We start from the raw sequence: 16,757 nt of genomic DNA, 5'->3' as shown, positions 1-16,757 counted from the left end.
TGTAGCCCCGGGGGCACTCGGGACGGGGTTCTGGCGGCAGCGCGGCGGATCGCACAAAAAAAACCCGGCCTTGCGGGCCGGGTCAGGAAGCCTTTTTGCTGTCACACACTAAGGCACCCGCTCAGGGAGGAAAAGCGGGGGATCAACCTTTCGGAAGATCCAAAGAAATGTTACACCAATCGGAAAGGAAACCCAAGCAACCTGTCAGTTCTGACAGTGTTTTTTTTCGCGTTCTGGTGTAGTCAAAAGAGCTACATCATCTTTGCGAGTTCAAACATGACCGCTGTGCCCAAGGCTTCACGGATGTTGCCGCGCCCGACCTTGGCCATGGAAAATTCCCCGAATCCCGACATGTCGAACGAACTGTCGTCCGGTGAAATCTCGACAAAGGGAAACTCGAACACCTCGCGCAGCAGTTCACGCCGGAACTGGTCGAAGCCGTGGTCCATCATGTCGGAATCGACGACGATCAGGTTGGGCATACGTGAGCGGATAGCTTCCCGAGCTTGGCTGAAGTCGACCACGCTGTCCGAGGTGATGCCGATCTCACGCAACGCATCACGCACATCGGCCCGGATCTGAAGGGTTGGCGAGATCGTGAGCACATACACACCAGAGAGCGACTTGAACATCGAGGACTGGTTGTCCGACAGGTCCACCGCCGAGATGCCATCCACGGCCTGTACGGTGCGGGTGAACATGGCGGTGAAGCTCACGCCCTCGTCGGTCATCTGCCGTTCGATCTCGATGCCCCCGGCGGCAAGGGCGATCTGGCGCACCAGCATCCAGCTCAGGCTGTCCATGGAGGCGCTACTCGAAGGCGGCGCGCCGTCATTGGTCACACGCACCTGCAGGCGCGCATGCTGAGGCCATGCATTGAGGTCCATGCGCACATCGATGTGCGAGCCGAAGGGCATGCCCCAGTCGAGCACAGCGTTGACGAAGGAGTGGGCCACGGTCGGGTCCACCAGCACCTCCACCGGCTTGAGCTTGCGCCGCAGTTCGATGCCCAGAATGACAAAGTCCTTCTTGCGCTCCTGCAGCACGCCCTCCACCAGTTCGGCCATGCAGATCTTCTCGTGAGACTGTCTTATGCGTCCGCCATAGAAGCGGTTGATCTGCTGCGCGCTGATTCCCGAGAGCTTGATGCGATCGGTCGGGATGCTGAGCGAACGGTGCTCCTGCCGGGTAATGCGGCCTTGGCTCAGCAGCAGGTCGATGATGTTCTGCAGCGCGCTTGTGCCCTCCGTGATCTGGTCTGCCAGACCGGACAACAGCGTGGGCCAGTGATCGTCCAGCGACCACGATTCGGGCTCCTTGGCCCCGGACTTGGTGTTCGCGACACTGCTCGTGGCGGCTTTTTTGGTGGTCAGCATGGGGCAGACAGGAGTTTCTCGGGAATCAGGCGGCGTTGCGCCAGGGGGAAGCAAGGTGAGCTGACAAGAGAATAGCGCCTCGGCATCAGCGAGCGCGGGCAAGAGTCTGCAGTATTTTCTTCTTACTGTGGAGTTCGCCACGCCACCCTCGGTTTTCCACCGGCGCTCCCACCCTGCGAACTTTTGCAATGACCGCAGCCCGACGTCCGGCCGACCGGGCGGCACTGCCGCTGCGGGGCGTTTGCCACAATACGGGCATGCATCCACCCGCCGCCTACCCGTTCAACCGCCCCCGCCGCCTGCGTCGGGATGTATTCACCCGCGATCTGGTGCGCGAACACCGCCTCGGCGTGGCCGACCTGATCTATCCGGTGTTCGTGCTGGATGGCCATGGTCGGCGTGAGGCCGTGGGCTCGATGCCCGGTGTCGAGCGGCTCAGCCTGGATCTGTTGTTGCCCGTGGCCGAGGACTGCGTCGCGCTCGGCATCCCGGTCATGGCGCTGTTCCCGGTGATCGACCAGTCGCTGAAAACACCCGATGGCCGTGAGGCCTTGAACGCAGACGGACTGGTGCCGCGCGTGGTGCGCGAGCTGAAGAAGCGCTTTCCCCGGCTTGGCGTGATGACGGACGTGGCGCTCGACCCTTACACCAGCCATGGTCAGGACGGCTTGCTCAACGAGCACAACTACATCCTGAACGACGCCACGGTCGAGATTCTGGTGAAGCAGGCGGTGACGCAGGCGCAGGCGGGTGTCGACATCGTGGCGCCCAGCGACATGATGGATGGCCGCATCGGCGCGATCCGAGCCGCGCTGGAAGCGCAAGGCCTTGTGCACACACGCATCATGGCCTACAGCGCCAAATACGCCAGCGCCTTCTACGGCCCGTTTCGCGACGCCGTGGGTTCGGCTGCCAACCTGGGCAAGGCAGACAAGAAGGTCTACCAGATGGACCCGGGCAACACCAACGAAGCCTTGCGCGAGGTCGCGCTGGACCTCGCCGAAGGCGCCGACATGGTGATGGTCAAGCCCGGCATGCCCTATCTGGATATCGTGCGGCGGGTGAAGGACGAGTTTGCGGTGCCAACCTTCGCTTACCAGGTCAGCGGCGAGTACGCCATGCTCAAGGCCGCCGCCCAGAATGGCTGGCTGGACCACGACGCTGTGATGATGGAAAGCCTGCTGGCGTTCAAGCGCGCGGGCGCGGATGGCGTGCTGACCTATTTCGCGCGCGACGCCGCCCGTCTGCTGCGCGGCTAAGGCGTTCGCCGTGCGCATATTCCACATCCAGTCGACCGGCGTCAGCGAGTCCGATGCGCTGCCCGAGCGGCTGGCCGACAAGGGCTATCTCTGGATTGCCTGCGGACGGCGCGAGTTCGAACTGGAGCAGACGCGCATACAGACCACGTTGCAGTCGCTGGGAGCCAGCGCGCTGGTGGATCTGCATGTCGCGGATCTGCTGAACAACCAGCTGCCTTCGCACTACGACTACACATCGCAGTACGACGTCCTGGTGTTCCGCCGCCTGGCGGCCGGCCACAGCGAGACCGATCTGACCCAACCGGGCGCCGTGCTCACCCAGTCGCTCAAGCGCGGTGGGCCACCGGTGCTGCGACGTATCGACACCAGCCCGGTGGGCTTTGCCGTCTTCGATCGTGTGCTGATCACAGTCCATCCCGCTGGCTGCCTGGTGCTCGATCAGTACGCCACCCGCCTGAAGTCGTCGGCCACGGCCGCGTCGCGCGCGGCTGGCGTTCACCTGCCGCCCAATCCGGCGGATCTGATGTTGCGCATCGTCAACCAGATGGTGGATGGCTACCTGGAGCTGCGGCGCGAACTCACGCGCCAGCTGGACCACTGGCAGGCCGAACTGCTGCATCCCAAGACGCGTTTCAGCAACTGGGGTTCGCTGCTGGACGCGCGCATCTCGCTGCACCAGCTCGACGAGATCTGCGAAGACCAGCGCTCGGCCATCCAGGACTGGATCGAGGCGCTGGCGACCTGGGAGCCCAACGAGCACAACGGCGGGCACCGGGGTCTGGAGCTGCTCAAGGTGCGTTCGCGCGATGTGCTCGAACACATAGAACGGGTCGTGCACCACGTGCGCCGTCTCGAACAGAACGCCGAGACCGCGGTACAGATGCACTTCTCGGCGCAGAGCAACCGCACCAACGACATCATGCGCACGCTCACCGCGCTCACCGCCATCTTCCTGCCGCTGAACCTGATCGCCGGCATCTTCGGCATGAACTTCGAGTTCATTCCGCTGATTCACCAGCAGACCGGATTCTGGTGGGCCATGGGCTCGATGGCACTGATCGCTGCCGTGCTCGGGGTGCTGTTCTGGCGCAAGCGCTACCTCGTGCGCTCCTCGTCGCGCTGACGGCTCAGACGAAAGGCGCGACCAGCCCTTCGTTGGACATGACGCGCTGCAGCGCCGGCCGCTCCAGCATGCGCTGCAGAAAGGGGCCCAGGTGGACGCGCTCGCGCGCCGGTGCAAGGGAAAAATTGCGTGTCCAGCGACACAAGGTGAACACGTAGGCATCGAGCGCGGTGAACGCCTCACCCGCAAACCACGGGCCTCCATGGCGTGCGAGTTCGGCATCGAGCTGGTCGAGCAGCGCGCCCACGCGCGCTTGGGCGCAGGCCTTCACCTCGGCGGCGCCGGTGACATTGCCCGCATGGACCCAGCGCTCGGGATAGAAGTAGGCCAGCAGCGTCGCCTGCAGGGTGTTGGTGAGCCACATGAGCCACTTGTAAGCCTGCGCCCGCTCATGCGTGCCCAGAGCGGGCATCAGCCCGGCCCGTGGGTGCGTGTCGCTCAGGTGCAGGCAGATGGCGGCGGTCTCGTAAAGCACCAGGTCGCCATCGACCAGCACCGGGATCAACCCGTTGGGATTGAGTGCGAGGTAGGCGGGTGCCTTGTGCTCGCCATTCACGCGGTCCACCGCCACGCGCTCGTAAGGCACACCGAGTTCTTCAAGGAGGATGTGGGGCACCATGGCGGCGGTGCCGGGATGAAAGTACAGCTGGATCATCGGGGAGCGGGTTCGGAAATGCCAAAGAGCGTGGCGCCATTGTCCCAGGCGATCTGTTTCGCCACTGCGGTTGGCAGCGTGCCCAGCCAGGCGCGGTAGCCCTTCATGAGTTCGCCGTAGTACAGCCAGCGCTGGTTGACCCAGGTGTCCGAGCCGATCAGGAACCGGTCGGGGTACTTGAGCAGCAGTGCGCGCCACTCGGGGCAGAGCTGGCCGTCGCCGCAGGTCAGGCCGGGTCGGTACGACAGCTCTCCCATCAGGCGCGGAAAGCGCGCCATCAGCGCATCCACGCGCGCCACCGGCGTGCCACCGATGCCGGTGTGCGCCCAGATCAGGCGCATCGTCTGCCCTTTCGACGGCGTGTGCGCCATCAGCTTGTCCACGGCCACGTCGTCCACGTGCGCGAGCACGGCCAAATCTTTCTGATCGGCCAGCGCCATGAGCTGCTTCGCCACCGGGCCGTCGGCGTTGGCGCTGTCGTACAGGTGGAATTCGCCCAGACCGCGGTACGGCCCGGCAGGCGTGCCGCGCGCCAGTTCTGCGTTGACCATGTCCACGATGCTCTGATCGCGAAACCAGTTGCTGTAGTCGGCGCGATTGCGGTAGAGGCGCACGAAAGGCACCACGGCCACACCGGCGGCCTGTGTCTGTTCGCGCGCGCTGGCCAGGGCGCGCGTACCGTCGTTGGGCCGCGAATTGGCGACGATGGCGCGCACGCCGTTGCGCTGCATGCGCTCGAGCACATCGGCCATGGGGTGCGGGCAGCCCGGCACCGGGCTGTCGTGCGTGCAGGCCTCGTCGTTGTAGTGCAGGTGGGCGTCGAACAGCGGGCCGCTGTAGTCGGCCGCTACCGCGGTCCCGGCTGCCAACAGCACCGCCAGACAGGCCGCAGCGCGCCGCATGGCGGGTCAGCCCAGGTGTTCGGCCAGGAAGGCCAGTGTGCGCTCCCGCGCGAGCTTTGCCGCCACCGCGTTGTACGAGCCGCGCTGGTCGCAGTTGAAGCCGTGGTTGGCGCTGTAGACGTGCACCGTCACGCCGGGGTGCGCCTTCCGGAAGGCCTCGACCGTGTCGAGCGGAATCCAGTGGTCCTGGTCGCCGAAGTGCACCAGCACCGGCACCGTCGGCACACGGGCTGCGTCATCCCCCACCGTCATGCCACCACCGTAATACGGCGCCGCTGCCGACAGGCCCTTGAGCTGCGCGGCCGAACGCCAGGTGAGCAGGCCGCCCCAGCAGTAGCCCAGAATGCCGACCTTGCCCGCCTGGGCGGCATGGTCGACGGCGGCCTGGATGTCGGGCATCACGCCCGGTGCGGGCAGGCCCTCGACTGCGGCCTTCAAACCCATGCCCTCCTTCATGTCGGCCTCGGTGTAGCCCAGCTCCACCCCCGGCTTCACACGGTGGAAGGTGGCGGGAGCAACCACGAAATAGCCGTCCGCCGCGTAGCCATCGGCCACCGATCGGATGTGCGAGTTCACGCCGAAGATTTCCTGCAGCACCACCAGGCCACCCCGTGCCTTGCCAGCGGGCTGGGCCACGTAGGCCGGGAAAGTGAAACCGTCTGCGGACTTGAGTTCGATGGTCTGACCCATGTGTGTATCTCCTGTGGTGAGGGTGAAATTTCAGGCCCGCAGCCGGCGGGCCACGAAGTCGAGGCGGTCCTGGCCCCAGAACATCTCGCCGTCGACCAGGTAGGTCGGCGCGCCGAACACGCCGAGGTCGATGGCCGCCTGCGTCTGCTGCTCGTACCGCGCCTGCACCTCGGCCTGCTGCGACTCGTCGAGTCGCGCGGCGTCCAGGCCACATTCGGCCAGCAGCTCGCCAAGCACATCCATCGAAGCGATGTCGCGCTCCTGCGCCCACACGGCGGCGGTCACGGCACCGGTGATGCGCAAGGCCGCATCGGCACCGTCGCGCAGGGCCACGGCGGTGATCAGGCGCGCCGCCGGGTCGCCGGCCACGGGGAAGAATTTCGGCTCCGGGTGCAGCGGCACGCCCAGGGCCTCGCTGAAGCGGCGCAGTTCGAGCAGGCGGTAGGCCTGGCGCTGCGGCGCGCGCTTGGGCAGCGGCAGGCCACCGGAGATGGGAAAGATCTTGCCCAGGTCCATCGGCAGCACGCGCACCGCGGCGCCGGTCTCGCGCGCCAGCGCGGCAAAGCGCTCGTGGCCGAGGTAGGTCCAGGGACTCTGCGGGGCGAGGTAATAGTCGACTGTGTGACGCATGGCGGTCTCCTGGCGCTGTTGTAATGGCTCTCGGAAGGGCGAGCCCGTGTTGTACGCGAAGCCGCCCCATTCTGCTGGAGGCAGGTTATGACAGACAAGGTGAAGGGCCGGGTGCTGCTGGTCACCGGCGGCGGACGCGGCATCGGCGCGGCATCGGCGCGGCTGGCAGCCCGGCAGGGCTGGGCGGTGGCGGTGAACTACACCGCGAACTCGCTCGCGGCCGACGAGGTGGTGCGTGCGATCCGGGCCGAGGGCGGCCAGGCCATGAGCGTGCGGGCCGATGTGGCCGACGAGGCACAGGTGCTGGCGATGTTCGCGCACATCGACGCGAAGCTGGGCCCGCTCGGCGGCCTGGTGAACAACGCCGGCGTGGTCGACGTGACGGCGCGTGTGGACGAAATGAGCGTGGCGCGCTGGCGCCGCATGTTCGACGTCAACGTGATCGGCTCGATGCTGTGCGCGCGCGAGGCGGTGCGGCGCATGAGCACGAAGCACGGCGGCGCGGGAGGCTCGATCGTGAACCTGTCGAGTGCGGCGTCGCGCCTGGGCTCGCCGGGGCAGTACGTGGATTACGCCGCCGCCAAGGGGGCGATCGACGCCTTCACCATCGGCCTGGCCAAGGAGGTGGCGGCCGAAGGCATTCGCGTGAACGCGGTGCGCCCGGGCCTGATCGAGACCGACATCCACGCCTCGGGCGGCCTGCCCGACCGGGTGCGTGACCTGCAACACCAGGTGCCCATGCAGCGCGGCGGCCAGGCCGACGAAGTGGCCCAGGCCATCGTCTGGCTGCTGTCGGGTGCCGCGAGCTACACGACGATGAGCCTGATCGACGTCTCCGGGGGGCGCTGAAGATGAGCACGACAACGACGCCCACCATCAAGTACTGGTGGGAAGACCTGCAGGTCGGCGAGACGCGCGATCTGGGCAGCGTCACGCCCTCGGAGGAAGAGACCGTGGCCTTCGCGCGCCAGTTCGATCCCCAACCTTTCCACCTGGACCCGGAGGCGGCCAAAGCCTCGGTGTTCGGCGCGCTCAGCGCCAGCGGCTGGCACACCTGCGCCATGGCCATGCGCCTCATGGTGACCAACTTCCTGTGCGAGAGCGCCAGCCTGGGCTCGCCCGGCCTGGAGAGCCTGAAGTGGCTCAAGCCGGTGTTCCCCGGTGACACGCTGCGCCTGCAGCACACCATTACCGAGAAGCGCCCCATGAGCAAACGCCTGGACGTGGGCCTGGTGCGCACCACCTGGGAGATGTTCAACCAGCACGGCGACAAGGTGCTGCACATGGAGGGCTACGGCATGTTCCGCCGCCGCGAGCCAGGGAAGCCGTAGCCCGCACGCTCCGCCGCTGCGCGAGGTGCATCATCCAGGGCACGTAAGGACCCGGCTTCGCCGGTCCCAGCGTGCGCCCCCTTGAGGGGGACGCGCGCAGCGCGGCGGGGGTGGGCCACAATCCATCATGGATTTCAAGCCGCTCATCACCCTGCTGGCCATCGTCAACCCGCTGGCGATCGTGCCGTTCTTCATCCACTACACGCAGGGCTTTTCGCGCAAGCAGCGGCGGCGCACGGTGATGATCTCCGCGTTCAGCGCGTTTGCGGTCATCGCCACCTGCGCCGTCATCGGTCTGCAGATCCTCGAGTTCTTCAGCATCTCGCTGGCCAGCTTCCAGGTGGGTGGTGGCATGCTGCTGCTGACCTCGGCCCTGTCCATGCTCAACGCCCGTCCTGCCGAGGCCAAGGCCACCGAACAGGAGGTGAGCGACGCCTCGTCGCGGGCCTCCATCGCCGTGGTGCCGCTGGCCATTCCCCTGCTCACGGGGCCGGCCACCATGTCCACCGTGGTGATCTACGCCGACCAGGCCAAGACCTTCTTCCAGCACGCCGCGCTGGTGGGCTACGGTGTGGTGATCGCGCTGGCCACCGCGATCTGCTTCGCGCTCGCCGAACCGATTGCGCGCTTTCTCGGACAGACGGGCATCAACGTGATGACGCGCCTCATGGGCCTGATCCTCGCCGCCCTGTCGGTCGAGGTCATGGCCACCGGGCTGGTGAAGCTGTTTCCCGCGCTGGCGGGCTGATCACTTGAGCTTCTGCGTCTCCGCCCGGAACTCCGCCAGCACGGCGCGCGCGTTCTTCAGGCCGCGCGCCTCGGCCGCCGCCACCCACTTGTCCTCCAGCTGCGCCTGGCGGGCCTTCACGTCGTTGATGAAGGCCTCGCTGGCCATCTGGCGCTGCACGCCGGTGGTCTTCTGGATCTCGCGCGACGCCGCGTCGGTGCGGTCCCAGCCCGCGGCAAACAGGCGTGCCGCGGCCTCGCCCGAGACCTTGTCGACCGCCGCCTTGTCGGAGGCCGACAGCGCGTCGTATCTGGCCTTGTTCATCATGAAGACGAAGCTGGTGTTGTAGAGCCCGCCAGGGAAGGTGGTGGCGTACTTCACCATGCCCAGGCGCATGGACTGCAGCGACTCGTCGGGGAAGAAGGTGCCGTCCATCACGCCGGTGGAAAGCAGTTCGAAGGACTCGGTGGCGGGCTTGAGCGTGGTGTTCCAGCCCATGAGCTTGGAGAGTTCGTTGATGTTGCCGCCGCCGATGCGGAACTTGAGTCTGGCGGCCTCGGCGGCGCTCGTCACCGGCTGCTTCACCGTGAAGATGATGCCCGGGCCGTGCGTGAACACGGCCAGCGTCTTTACGCCACGGTGCTCGCCCAGCGGCGCGAAGTACTTGTCGTAGATGCGCTGGTAGGCCACGCTGGTGGCGGTGGAGCTGTCGCCCAGGAAGGGGAACTCGGCCACCTGCGTGAACACGAAGCGCCCGGGCGTGTAGCCGTCCACCGTGTAGGACACATCGGCCAGGCCATCGCGCACCGCGTCGAAGGTGCCGGGCGGCGCGGACACGGCCTTGGGCAGCAGATTGCACTTGACGCTGCCCTTGCTCTCCTTCTCCACGGCTTCGCACCACTGGTTCTGCGCCACGGTGGCACCGTGCGAGGGCGGCAGCCAGGTCGAGACGTTGAGCACGGTCTGCGCAGCGGCGTGGCCGCCGAGGGCCAGCAATGCGGCGAGGGTGAGTATCTTGCGGGTCATGGGCATGTCTCCAGGGTCGTTGTGGTGAAAGGGGTCAGGCCACGGTGGCCGGTTGCGGGGACGGGCTCTGCGCCTGCTGCTCGGCGCGCACGCGCGCCTCCAGCAGACGGCGGAACTGGATCAGCGCGCCGTCCATGGCCAGCGGCATCATGGGCAGCGTGGGATTGAGCTGGATGTTGCGGTGCTGCGCGGTGATCATGTCGCGGTCTTCGTTGAAGGCGCCCACCAGGCTGTTGTAGATGCTCTCGGTCACGGTCCCGTCGCCCTCGCCGACCCGGTGCGACTGCTGGAAGAAGTAGTGCGTGGTGGTGGCGGTCTCGGGCGTGAGCGTCTGGCAGGAATGCAGCCGCACCGACGGGCCGGGTGCGTCCGGCGCGGTACCCGTCGGCCGCCCGCCCGAGTGCATCAGCAGCGTGCCGGGCAGCAGGAATTCGTAGACGAACCAGCGGTCCAGGTTCGTGTCGAAGCGGCGGAAGCGCTGGTAGAACGGCGGCGCGGGCACGTCACTGACGTGGCGCGAGACCTTGATGCCCATCTGCGGCCAGTCGGGCGTGGCGCCAGGCACCGGTTCGATGACAGGTCGTGACTGCGCGATGCGCGTGGAGCCGCCCAGCGATTTCTCGTGCACATAGCTCAGGTGCGAGAAATCGAGCAGGTTGTCGGCAATCAGCAGGTAGGGTGTGTCGTAGTGCAGGTAACCGGGCTTGTTGTGCCACTCGGGGGAATCGCAGCTGAAGTTGTCGGGCAGCAGCGCGGTGTCGGCCAGCGCGGGCTCGCCCATCCACACGAACACCCAGCGGTTCTTCAGCGCCACCGGGTAGCGGCGCACACGCGCGCGCGCCGGCACGACTTCGATGCCCGGCGCCTCCACGCAGCGGCCCTGCGGGTCGAACTTCAGGCCGTGGTAGCCGCAGCGCACGCAGTCGCCCTCGCGCTTGCCCACCGAGAGCGGTGCGTGCCGGTGGCAGCAGCGGTCTTCCAGCGCCACCAGCTCGCCCGCCTGCGTGCGGTAGACCAGCACCGGCTCGCCGAGCACGGTGCGGGTGAAGAGTTGCGGCGCATCGGCCGCCGGGATCTCATGGTCCCAGGCGATGACGTACCAGCAATTGCGCAGCCACATGGTCCTGTCTCCTTCTTGTGGGGATGGAGGCCCATGCTAGGTGGCATGGGTGCGGGGCTTGTCCCCCTCAGGGGGGATGGACGCGGTCTCTTGCGGGCCGCGGCGAGTCCGTGGAAACCTAGCCCAACCAGCGTGCCAGCCGCAACCGGTCCGCCGGCAAGCCGACATCGGCCAGCTTGAGGTACGCCCGTTTGCGCAACGTCACCACGGTCGAGGGCGCCACGTCGAGATCGGCCGCGATGCCGTCGGCGCTGAGTCCGCAGGCGATGCGCGCCACCACCTCGGCCTCGCGCGGCGAGAGTGCGGGTGCCAGCCGCAACAGGCGCTGGCGCGACTGCGCGACCTGCGCGCTGCGGTCGACAGCGATGGCGTGGCTGGCCAGCGCGGCCTGGTGCGCCTGCCGCAGCAACGGCGCCAGGCCTAGCAGGCGCTCGATCTCGCAAGGCTGGAACAGGCCCTGGCGCAGGTCGCGGTAGAGATGGATGGCCTGCACCGCGCCGCTGGCCGGTGCGTGCAGCAGCGTGAAGCGCTCGGTGAGACGCTCGCGCACGTAGATGTCGTTGCGCCAGCCCGCCACGGGCAGTTCGTCTGCGCGGCAGTGCAGCACGGCCACCTCACGCGCCGGGCGGCGGGCCGCATGGTCGGCCAGGCGCATGACGGTGTCGCTGCGCCAGTAGCTGCGCCGGTAGATGGCGAAACACTCGGCCACCACGTCGCGGTCGTGCGTATGGCGCGCACTGCCCTCGATCAGCTCGGGCGTGTCGCGGCGGAAGTGCACGAGCGAAAGGTATTCGACCGGCACCACGGCGTCGATGGTGCGCAGCAGGGTGGCGGCGCTGGGCGGTGCGCTCGCGCAATCGAGCAGGCCCTGCACGGCCGTGGCCGGGAGGGTGATGCCGGCCGCGGGTGCGTCCAGGGTCCAGGTGGTGGGCATGGTCCGATTCTTCTGTGCGCGACCCCCCGCCGCCAGCGGACTAACCCTGTCGGGATGCGGGCATGGGGTACAACCCGAGCGACTGTGCCTTGAGACGCGCCAGGCCGAGCAGCGCATCGGTGAAGGGCGTGGGCACCTGGGTGATCTGGCCCAGCTCACGCACCGCGCTGACCAGCGCATCCAGCTCCACCGGCTTGCCGGCTTCCACGTCCTGCAGCATCGAGGTCTTGAACGCGCCGAGCTTGAGCGTCACCGCGTGGCGGTCTTCCGGCTGCTGGTCGATCGGGATGCCGATGCTTGTGCCAATCGCCCTGGCCTCGAGCATCACGCGGCTGATGAAGCCGCGCACCAGATCGTCGCCCAGGATGCGATCTGTGGTGGCGCCGGTGAGCGCGCTCACGGGGTTGACGGTCATGTTGCCCCAGAGCTTGTACCAGACGTCCTTCTGGATCTGTGGCGACACCGAGGCGTCGAAACCGGCACGGCGCAGCAGATCGGCCAGCACCGCCACGCGTTCGCTGCTCTCGCCCGAGGGTTCGCCGATGATGAGCCCATGGCCGAAATGGTGGCGGATCACGCCGGGCGCGTCCACCGAGCAGCTCGCGTGCACCACGCCCCCGATGACGTGCCGCGCGGGGATGGCGCGCTCGATCTCACCCTGCGGGTCCACGGTCACCAGGCGGGTGCCGGCGCGTTCGCCGCCAAAGCCGTTGAAGAACCACCAGGGCACGCCGTTCATGGCGGTGAGCACCACGGTGTGGCGCCCGATCAGGGGTTCGATCGCACGCGCCAAACCCGCGAGCGCCGGGGCCTTGACGGCCACGATCACCAGGTCCTGCACGCCCAGGGCGGCGGCGCTGGTGGCGGCTGTCACGGGCGCCCCCAGCAACTGGCCGTCCTGGTGCAGCTGCAGGCCGTCGCGCTGCAGCGCAGCGAGCGTGTCGCCCCGCGCCAGGGCACTCACGATGCAGCCGGTGTGCGACAGGCGAACGCCCATCCAGCCACCAATGGCGCCCGCGCCGACGATGGCGACGCGCTGAAAGTCGGGTGTGGTGCTCAAGGTCTCACTCCAGGTAGCTGCGGTCGAGTCGGTTCACCTGGCGCACCAGGGCGTCGAACACGTCGCGCCCCGCGCCGTGATGGGGGTTGAACTGTAGCGCGTCGCGTGTGCATTTCGCGGCGATGGCTTCGGACACGGGCAGCGCGGCGTCCGCGCCCCCCATGGAGAACGTGGCCAGCTGGATCTCGCATGCGCGCTGCAAAGTCCAGAGAATGGCGAAGGTCTGCGGCAGCGTCGCGCCCCAGGCCAGCAGGCCGTGGTTGCGCAGGATCACCGCGGGCCGCTCGCCAATGCTCCTGAGCAGGCGTGGCGCCTCGTCGGCATGGATGGTGATGCCTTCGAACTCGTGGTACGCCACCATGCCGTGCAGTTGCGCGGTGTAGAAGTTGGTCTGCTGCAGGCCATCTTTCAGACACGCCACGGCCACGCCGGCGGTGGTGTGGGTGTGCATGACGCAGTGCGCGCCGGGCAGGCTGTCGTGAATCGCGGCATGCACGGTGAAGCCCGCCGGGTTGACCGGGTGCGGCGAGCCGTCGAGCACCGCGCCCTGCAGGTTGATCTTCACCAGATTGCTCGCGGTCACTTCGCTGTAGTGCAGGCCGAAGGGGTTGATCAGGAACTGCTTGTCCTCGCCGCTCACGCTGTCGGGCAGGCGCAGCGTGATGTGGTTGTAGATCATCTCGGTCCAGCCCAGCAGGGCAAAGACGCGGTAGCACGCGGCGAGCTCGACGCGCGCGGCCCATTCGTCAGCGTGCATGCCGGCGGGTGCGGCGGTGGTGGGTTGCAAAGCGGCGTTCATCGTCATCTCCTCGAACGGGGTCAGTACACGGCGCCCTTGGCCGGCGCGGCCACGGCAGGCGCGTCGGCCTTGAAGCGCGCCGCCAGCGCGCTGGTCTGGCGCACGAGGATCTGGGTGTCCAGCCCCACCGCGACGAACACCGCGCCGAGCGCGAGGTAGTGGCGCGCCTGGGCCTCGTCGGTGGTCAGGATGCCGGGCGCCTTGCCCGCGCGCAGGATGCGCGCGATCGCGTCCTCGATCGCGGACTGCACCTCGGGGTGGCCCGGGTTGCCCACATGGCCGAGCGAGGCCGACAGGTCGGCCGGGCCGATGAACACGCCGTCCACACCGGGTGTGGCGGCGATCGCATCCAGGTGCCGCAGGGCCTCGCGCGTCTCGGCCTGCACCAGCAGGCACACCTGGGCATTGGCCTCCTTCGCGTAGTTCGGGTAACGGCCCCAGCGCGAGGCGCGGCTGCCGGCCATGCCGCGCACCCCGCCCTGGCCATCGTCCTGCGGATAGCGGCAGGCGCGCACCAGCGCGGCGGCCTGTTCGGGCGTGTCCACCATGGGCACCAGCAAGGTTTGCAGGCCCAGGTCCAGGTACTGCTTGACCAGCGCCGTATCGCCCACGGGCAGCCGCGCGATGGCGTGCGAGCCGGGGTAGGCGGCAATGGCCTGGGCCTGGGCCAGCACGTCCGGCAGGCCATTGGGCGCGTGCTCGCCGTCGACCAGCAGCCAGTCGAAACCGGCGCCGGCGCAGATCTCGGCGCTGTAGGCATTGGCCAGGCCAAGCCAGAGGCCGATCTGGGCGCGCCGCTGCGCGAGCGCCTGCTTGAAAGGGTTGGTGGGTGTCTGCATGGTGAGGGGCTTCAAATGAACTGGAACTTCAGGCAACCCAGCGGGCCATAGTCGGCCTCGAACAGGTCTCCCGCCTTCGCGGCCACAGGCCGCGTGAACGAGCCGGCGAGCACGATCTGCCCGGGCTGCAGCGACTCGCCCCAGGGCGCGAGCTTGTGCGCGAGCCAGGCGATGCCGATGGCCGGATGCCCCTGCACGCCGGCGGCCAGGCCGGTTTCCTCCACCGCGCCGTTCTGCCGCAGCACCGCGCCACACCACGGCAGATCTGTGATGCGCGGGTCGGCGCGGTAGCGCGGGTCGCCCTCGCCGATCACGATGCCGGCGTTGGCCGCGTTGTCGCTGATGGTGTCGAACACCTTGCGCATCACTTTCGTGTGGCGGTCGAACTGCTCGATGCGCGCGTCGATGATCTCGATCGCGGGCGTCACGTAGTCGGTGGCGGCGAGCACGTCCTGCACCGTCACGCCCGCGCCCTGCAACGGCGCCTTGAGCACAAAGGCGAGTTCCACCTCCACGCGCGGCGCGATGAAGCGCGCGGCGGGGATCTCCAGCGCCGCACCGGCCTGGGCGGTGAACAGCATGCTGTCGAGCAGGGTGCCGAAGTCGGGTTCGTCGATCTGGCTGGCCATCTGCATGGCGCGGCTGGTCAGGCCGATCTTGTGGCCGATGACCTTTTTTCCACCGGCGACCTGTTGCGCCACCCAGGCGCGGCCGACGCGGTAGCCGTCGTCGATCGTCATACCGGGGAACCGCTTCGAGAAGTGCTCCAGCGGCACACGGCTGCGCTCGGACTGGTCGAGTTCGGCCGCGAGTTGCTGAATATGGGTGTCGTCAAGCATGGGGATCAGCTTCGGTTGAACAGGGGATGCAGCGAACTGGTCTTGCCGTCGAACACCTCGTGCCCCTCGTCCACCTGCACGGTGATACCTATCGGACGCGCGGCGAGTTGCGCGGCGAAGTGCGCCCTCACCACAGCCTGCAGTGCGTCACCCACGCGCTGGTGCGTCAGCGCGCTGCGGCCCTTGGCCATGCGCAGGTTCATGTAGACAAAGGCGTAGTCGCCGCCCAGCCCGGCAGCGATGCCGGCAGCACCCCCGTCAGCAACAGCGCAGTGCGCGGCCGGGTAGGCGAACACACGCGTGCCGCCGGTGGGGAAGACCTGCTTGTCCGCCTCGTCGCGCACGGCGAGCATGGCGTCGCACAGCGTGCGGCAGAGCGCGCCCATGTCGGCGCCGCCCTCGCTCGCGACGCGGTCGAGGTTGGGGGTGTAGAGAATGACGAGGTGGGGCATGGCGGATTTCAGAGGCGCGAGACGGCCTGGAAGCCTTGCGCCGAAGAGGCCTGCGGCGCGGGAATGGCGTTGCCCGTGACGGGCGTGACCGGGAAGGCGATGTTGATCTGCCCCGTGCCCGAGGCGCCGAAGTACGGCGTGATCACCTCGCCGCGGCCGTCGTATTCGCTCCAGCCGAGCGCGCCCAGCATCATGGCCGTGTCGTGCATGAAGCCTTCGCCGTGACCCTTGACGGCGTACTCAGGCAGCATCTCGCAGAAGGCCTTCCATTCGCCGCTCTGCCACATGCGCACCACCTCGTGGTCCATGGTTTCCAGGAAGGGGCTCCAGAGCTTGAACGCGTATTCGGGGGCCAGGCCGTTCTGCGCGAAACGGTGGCTGAGCGAGCCGCTGGCGAGGATCGCGACGGTGCCGTCGTATTCGTCCTCGATGGCGCGGCGAAAGGCCCAGCCCAGGCGCACGCTGTCGTTGAGGTAGTGCGCCATGCACAGGGCCGAGACGGAGACGGCCTTGAAGTGCTGGTCGGGGTTGATGTAACGCATGGGCACGAGGGTGCCGTACTCGGGCGCGAGCGTGGTGCCTTCGTGCGCGAGGGTGTCGACCTTCATCTCGTTGGCCACCCGGGCCAGCAGGTGGCCGAGCTCGGGGTTGCCCGGGATGGCGTAGGGCATGTTGCTGATGAAATGCGGCAGCTCGTTGCTGGTGTAGAGGCCTTCCCAGTGCCGCGTGCAGTTGAGGTGGTAGCTGGCGTTGACGAGCCAGTGGGTGTCGAAGACGACGAAGGTGTCCACGCCCATGTCGCGGCAGCGCTGGCCGATGTGCTTGAGGCCGTCGATGGCGTCCTGCCGCGAGCCCTTGCGCGGTCCGTCGAATTCGCTGAGGACGATGGAGGGGACGTGGGTGATCTTGGCGACGAGTGCTAGTTTTCCCATGTGTGATCTCTCTTCGTGCGGTTGGTTTCGTTCGCTCCGTGGCTATGACCCTGGGGGTGGGCG

General features: G+C 67.6%; 19 protein-coding genes. 5 read left to right on the top strand and 14 right to left on the bottom strand.

Features of this window, described 5'->3' with window-relative positions; genetic code table 11:
- Positions 1-251: 251 nt before the first annotated feature.
- A complete protein-coding gene (locus K5880_RS12825) occupies positions 252-1,376 on the bottom strand; it encodes a hypothetical protein (RefSeq protein WP_297652684.1) in 1,125 nt (374 codons plus the stop codon).
- Positions 1,377-1,633: 257 nt separating this feature from the next.
- Between K5880_RS12825 and hemB the strand changes: the two genes are divergently transcribed.
- Complete coding sequence (gene hemB / locus K5880_RS12820) at positions 1,634-2,635, top strand: porphobilinogen synthase (protein WP_297652681.1); 1,002 nt, start codon at positions 1,634-1,636, stop codon at positions 2,633-2,635.
- 10 nt (positions 2,636-2,645) lie between these two features.
- Positions 2,646-3,758, top strand: coding sequence for a magnesium transporter CorA family protein (locus K5880_RS12815; protein ID WP_297652678.1), 1,113 nt, complete (start codon positions 2,646-2,648; stop codon positions 3,756-3,758).
- A 4-nt stretch (positions 3,759-3,762) separates the two neighbouring features.
- Here K5880_RS12815 and K5880_RS12810 read toward each other — a convergent pair whose 3' ends face one another.
- The 4 genes from K5880_RS12810 to K5880_RS12795 are packed head-to-tail and all read right to left on the bottom strand — an operon-like array spanning position 3,763 to position 6,635.
- The gene (locus K5880_RS12810; RefSeq protein WP_297652675.1) at positions 3,763-4,413 is read right to left on the bottom strand and encodes a glutathione S-transferase family protein; all 651 of its coding nucleotides are present in this window, start codon (positions 4,411-4,413) and stop codon (positions 3,763-3,765) included.
- The gene (locus tag K5880_RS12805) at positions 4,410-5,315 is read right to left on the bottom strand and encodes an amidohydrolase (RefSeq protein ID WP_297652672.1); all 906 of its coding nucleotides are present in this window, start codon (positions 5,313-5,315) and stop codon (positions 4,410-4,412) included. Before K5880_RS12805 ends, K5880_RS12810 begins: the two co-directional genes overlap by 4 nt.
- A gap of 6 nt (positions 5,316-5,321) precedes the next feature.
- Positions 5,322-6,005 carry a dienelactone hydrolase family protein gene (locus K5880_RS12800; RefSeq protein WP_297652669.1) on the bottom strand — a complete coding sequence of 228 codons (684 nt, stop codon included), beginning with the start codon at positions 6,003-6,005 and terminating at the stop codon, positions 5,322-5,324.
- 30 nt (positions 6,006-6,035) lie between these two features.
- Complete coding sequence (locus K5880_RS12795) at positions 6,036-6,635, bottom strand: 2-hydroxychromene-2-carboxylate isomerase (protein WP_297652664.1); 600 nt, start codon at positions 6,633-6,635, stop codon at positions 6,036-6,038.
- 87 nt (positions 6,636-6,722) lie between these two features.
- Here K5880_RS12795 and K5880_RS12790 point away from each other — a divergent pair, with 87 nt between their 5' ends.
- From K5880_RS12790 to K5880_RS12780, 3 genes are all read left to right on the top strand, one after another.
- The gene (locus K5880_RS12790) at positions 6,723-7,484 is read left to right on the top strand and encodes an SDR family oxidoreductase (RefSeq protein WP_297652661.1); all 762 of its coding nucleotides are present in this window, start codon (positions 6,723-6,725) and stop codon (positions 7,482-7,484) included.
- Positions 7,485-7,486: 2 nt separating this feature from the next.
- Positions 7,487-7,966, top strand: coding sequence for a MaoC family dehydratase (locus K5880_RS12785; protein ID WP_297652658.1), 480 nt, complete (start codon positions 7,487-7,489; stop codon positions 7,964-7,966).
- Positions 7,967-8,093: 127 nt separating this feature from the next.
- Positions 8,094-8,714: a MarC family protein gene (locus K5880_RS12780; protein WP_297652655.1), complete on the top strand. Its 621-nt coding sequence runs from the start codon at positions 8,094-8,096 to the stop codon at positions 8,712-8,714.
- Here the strand turns inward: K5880_RS12780 and K5880_RS12775 are convergent, their stop codons facing one another.
- The 9 genes from K5880_RS12775 to hpaD form a co-directional block, all read right to left on the bottom strand.
- Complete coding sequence (locus K5880_RS12775) at positions 8,715-9,719, bottom strand: TRAP transporter substrate-binding protein (protein ID WP_297652651.1); 1,005 nt, start codon at positions 9,717-9,719, stop codon at positions 8,715-8,717.
- Between the two features lie 34 nt (positions 9,720-9,753).
- On the bottom strand, positions 9,754-10,839 hold the full coding sequence (locus K5880_RS12770; RefSeq protein WP_297652649.1) for an aromatic ring-hydroxylating dioxygenase subunit alpha: 1,086 nt from the start codon (positions 10,837-10,839) through the stop codon (positions 9,754-9,756).
- A 118-nt stretch (positions 10,840-10,957) separates the two neighbouring features.
- Positions 10,958-11,773, bottom strand: a complete 816-nt coding sequence (locus K5880_RS12765) for a LuxR C-terminal-related transcriptional regulator (RefSeq protein ID WP_297652646.1) — start codon at positions 11,771-11,773, stop codon at positions 10,958-10,960.
- A gap of 40 nt (positions 11,774-11,813) precedes the next feature.
- Positions 11,814-12,833, bottom strand: a complete 1,020-nt coding sequence (locus K5880_RS12760) for a 2-dehydropantoate 2-reductase (RefSeq protein WP_297652643.1) — start codon at positions 12,831-12,833, stop codon at positions 11,814-11,816.
- Positions 12,834-12,837: 4 nt separating this feature from the next.
- The gene (locus K5880_RS12755) at positions 12,838-13,632 is read right to left on the bottom strand and encodes a class II aldolase/adducin family protein (protein WP_297652640.1); all 795 of its coding nucleotides are present in this window, start codon (positions 13,630-13,632) and stop codon (positions 12,838-12,840) included.
- Between the two features lie 20 nt (positions 13,633-13,652).
- A complete protein-coding gene (locus K5880_RS12750; protein WP_297652637.1) occupies positions 13,653-14,471 on the bottom strand; it encodes an aldolase/citrate lyase family protein in 819 nt (272 codons plus the stop codon).
- Positions 14,472-14,482: 11 nt separating this feature from the next.
- Entirely contained in the window at positions 14,483-15,310 is an 828-nt protein-coding gene (gene hpaH, locus K5880_RS12745) for a 2-oxo-hept-4-ene-1,7-dioate hydratase (protein WP_297652634.1), read from the bottom strand.
- Between the two features lie 5 nt (positions 15,311-15,315).
- A complete protein-coding gene (locus tag K5880_RS12740; RefSeq protein ID WP_297652631.1) occupies positions 15,316-15,762 on the bottom strand; it encodes a 5-carboxymethyl-2-hydroxymuconate isomerase in 447 nt (148 codons plus the stop codon).
- An 8-nt stretch (positions 15,763-15,770) separates the two neighbouring features.
- A complete protein-coding gene (gene hpaD, locus K5880_RS12735) occupies positions 15,771-16,694 on the bottom strand; it encodes a 3,4-dihydroxyphenylacetate 2,3-dioxygenase (protein WP_297652628.1) in 924 nt (307 codons plus the stop codon).
- Positions 16,695-16,757: the final 63 nt, after the last annotated feature.

The organism is Hydrogenophaga sp., from assembly GCF_025699295.1.
Lineage (GTDB): Bacteria > Pseudomonadota > Gammaproteobacteria > Burkholderiales > Burkholderiaceae_C > Hydrogenophaga.
The sequence above is the reverse complement of the archived record's forward strand: the minus strand, read 5'-3'. Positions and strand labels throughout refer to the sequence as shown.

Coding starts and splice junctions, on each gene's coding strand:
- K5880_RS12785 (WP_297652658.1), top strand. CDS start 7,487: ATGAGCACGACAACGACGCCCACCATCAAGTACTGGTGGGAAGACCTG.
- K5880_RS12825 (WP_297652684.1), bottom strand. CDS start 1,376: ATGCTGACCACCAAAAAAGCCGCCACGAGCAGTGTCGCGAACACCAAG.
- K5880_RS12775 (WP_297652651.1), bottom strand. CDS start 9,719: ATGACCCGCAAGATACTCACCCTCGCCGCATTGCTGGCCCTCGGCGGC.
- K5880_RS12780 (WP_297652655.1), top strand. CDS start 8,094: ATGGATTTCAAGCCGCTCATCACCCTGCTGGCCATCGTCAACCCGCTG.
- K5880_RS12750 (WP_297652637.1), bottom strand. CDS start 14,471: ATGCAGACACCCACCAACCCTTTCAAGCAGGCGCTCGCGCAGCGGCGC.
- K5880_RS12790 (WP_297652661.1), top strand. CDS start 6,723: ATGACAGACAAGGTGAAGGGCCGGGTGCTGCTGGTCACCGGCGGCGGA.
- K5880_RS12740 (WP_297652631.1), bottom strand. CDS start 15,762: ATGCCCCACCTCGTCATTCTCTACACCCCCAACCTCGACCGCGTCGCG.
- K5880_RS12810 (WP_297652675.1), bottom strand. CDS start 4,413: ATGATCCAGCTGTACTTTCATCCCGGCACCGCCGCCATGGTGCCCCAC.
- K5880_RS12770 (WP_297652649.1), bottom strand. CDS start 10,839: ATGTGGCTGCGCAATTGCTGGTACGTCATCGCCTGGGACCATGAGATC.
- hpaD (WP_297652628.1), bottom strand. CDS start 16,694: ATGGGAAAACTAGCACTCGTCGCCAAGATCACCCACGTCCCCTCCATC.
- K5880_RS12805 (WP_297652672.1), bottom strand. CDS start 5,315: ATGCGGCGCGCTGCGGCCTGTCTGGCGGTGCTGTTGGCAGCCGGGACC.
- hemB (WP_297652681.1), top strand. CDS start 1,634: ATGCATCCACCCGCCGCCTACCCGTTCAACCGCCCCCGCCGCCTGCGT.
- K5880_RS12795 (WP_297652664.1), bottom strand. CDS start 6,635: ATGCGTCACACAGTCGACTATTACCTCGCCCCGCAGAGTCCCTGGACC.
- K5880_RS12765 (WP_297652646.1), bottom strand. CDS start 11,773: ATGCCCACCACCTGGACCCTGGACGCACCCGCGGCCGGCATCACCCTC.
- K5880_RS12800 (WP_297652669.1), bottom strand. CDS start 6,005: ATGGGTCAGACCATCGAACTCAAGTCCGCAGACGGTTTCACTTTCCCG.
- hpaH (WP_297652634.1), bottom strand. CDS start 15,310: ATGCTTGACGACACCCATATTCAGCAACTCGCGGCCGAACTCGACCAG.
- K5880_RS12755 (WP_297652640.1), bottom strand. CDS start 13,632: ATGAACGCCGCTTTGCAACCCACCACCGCCGCACCCGCCGGCATGCAC.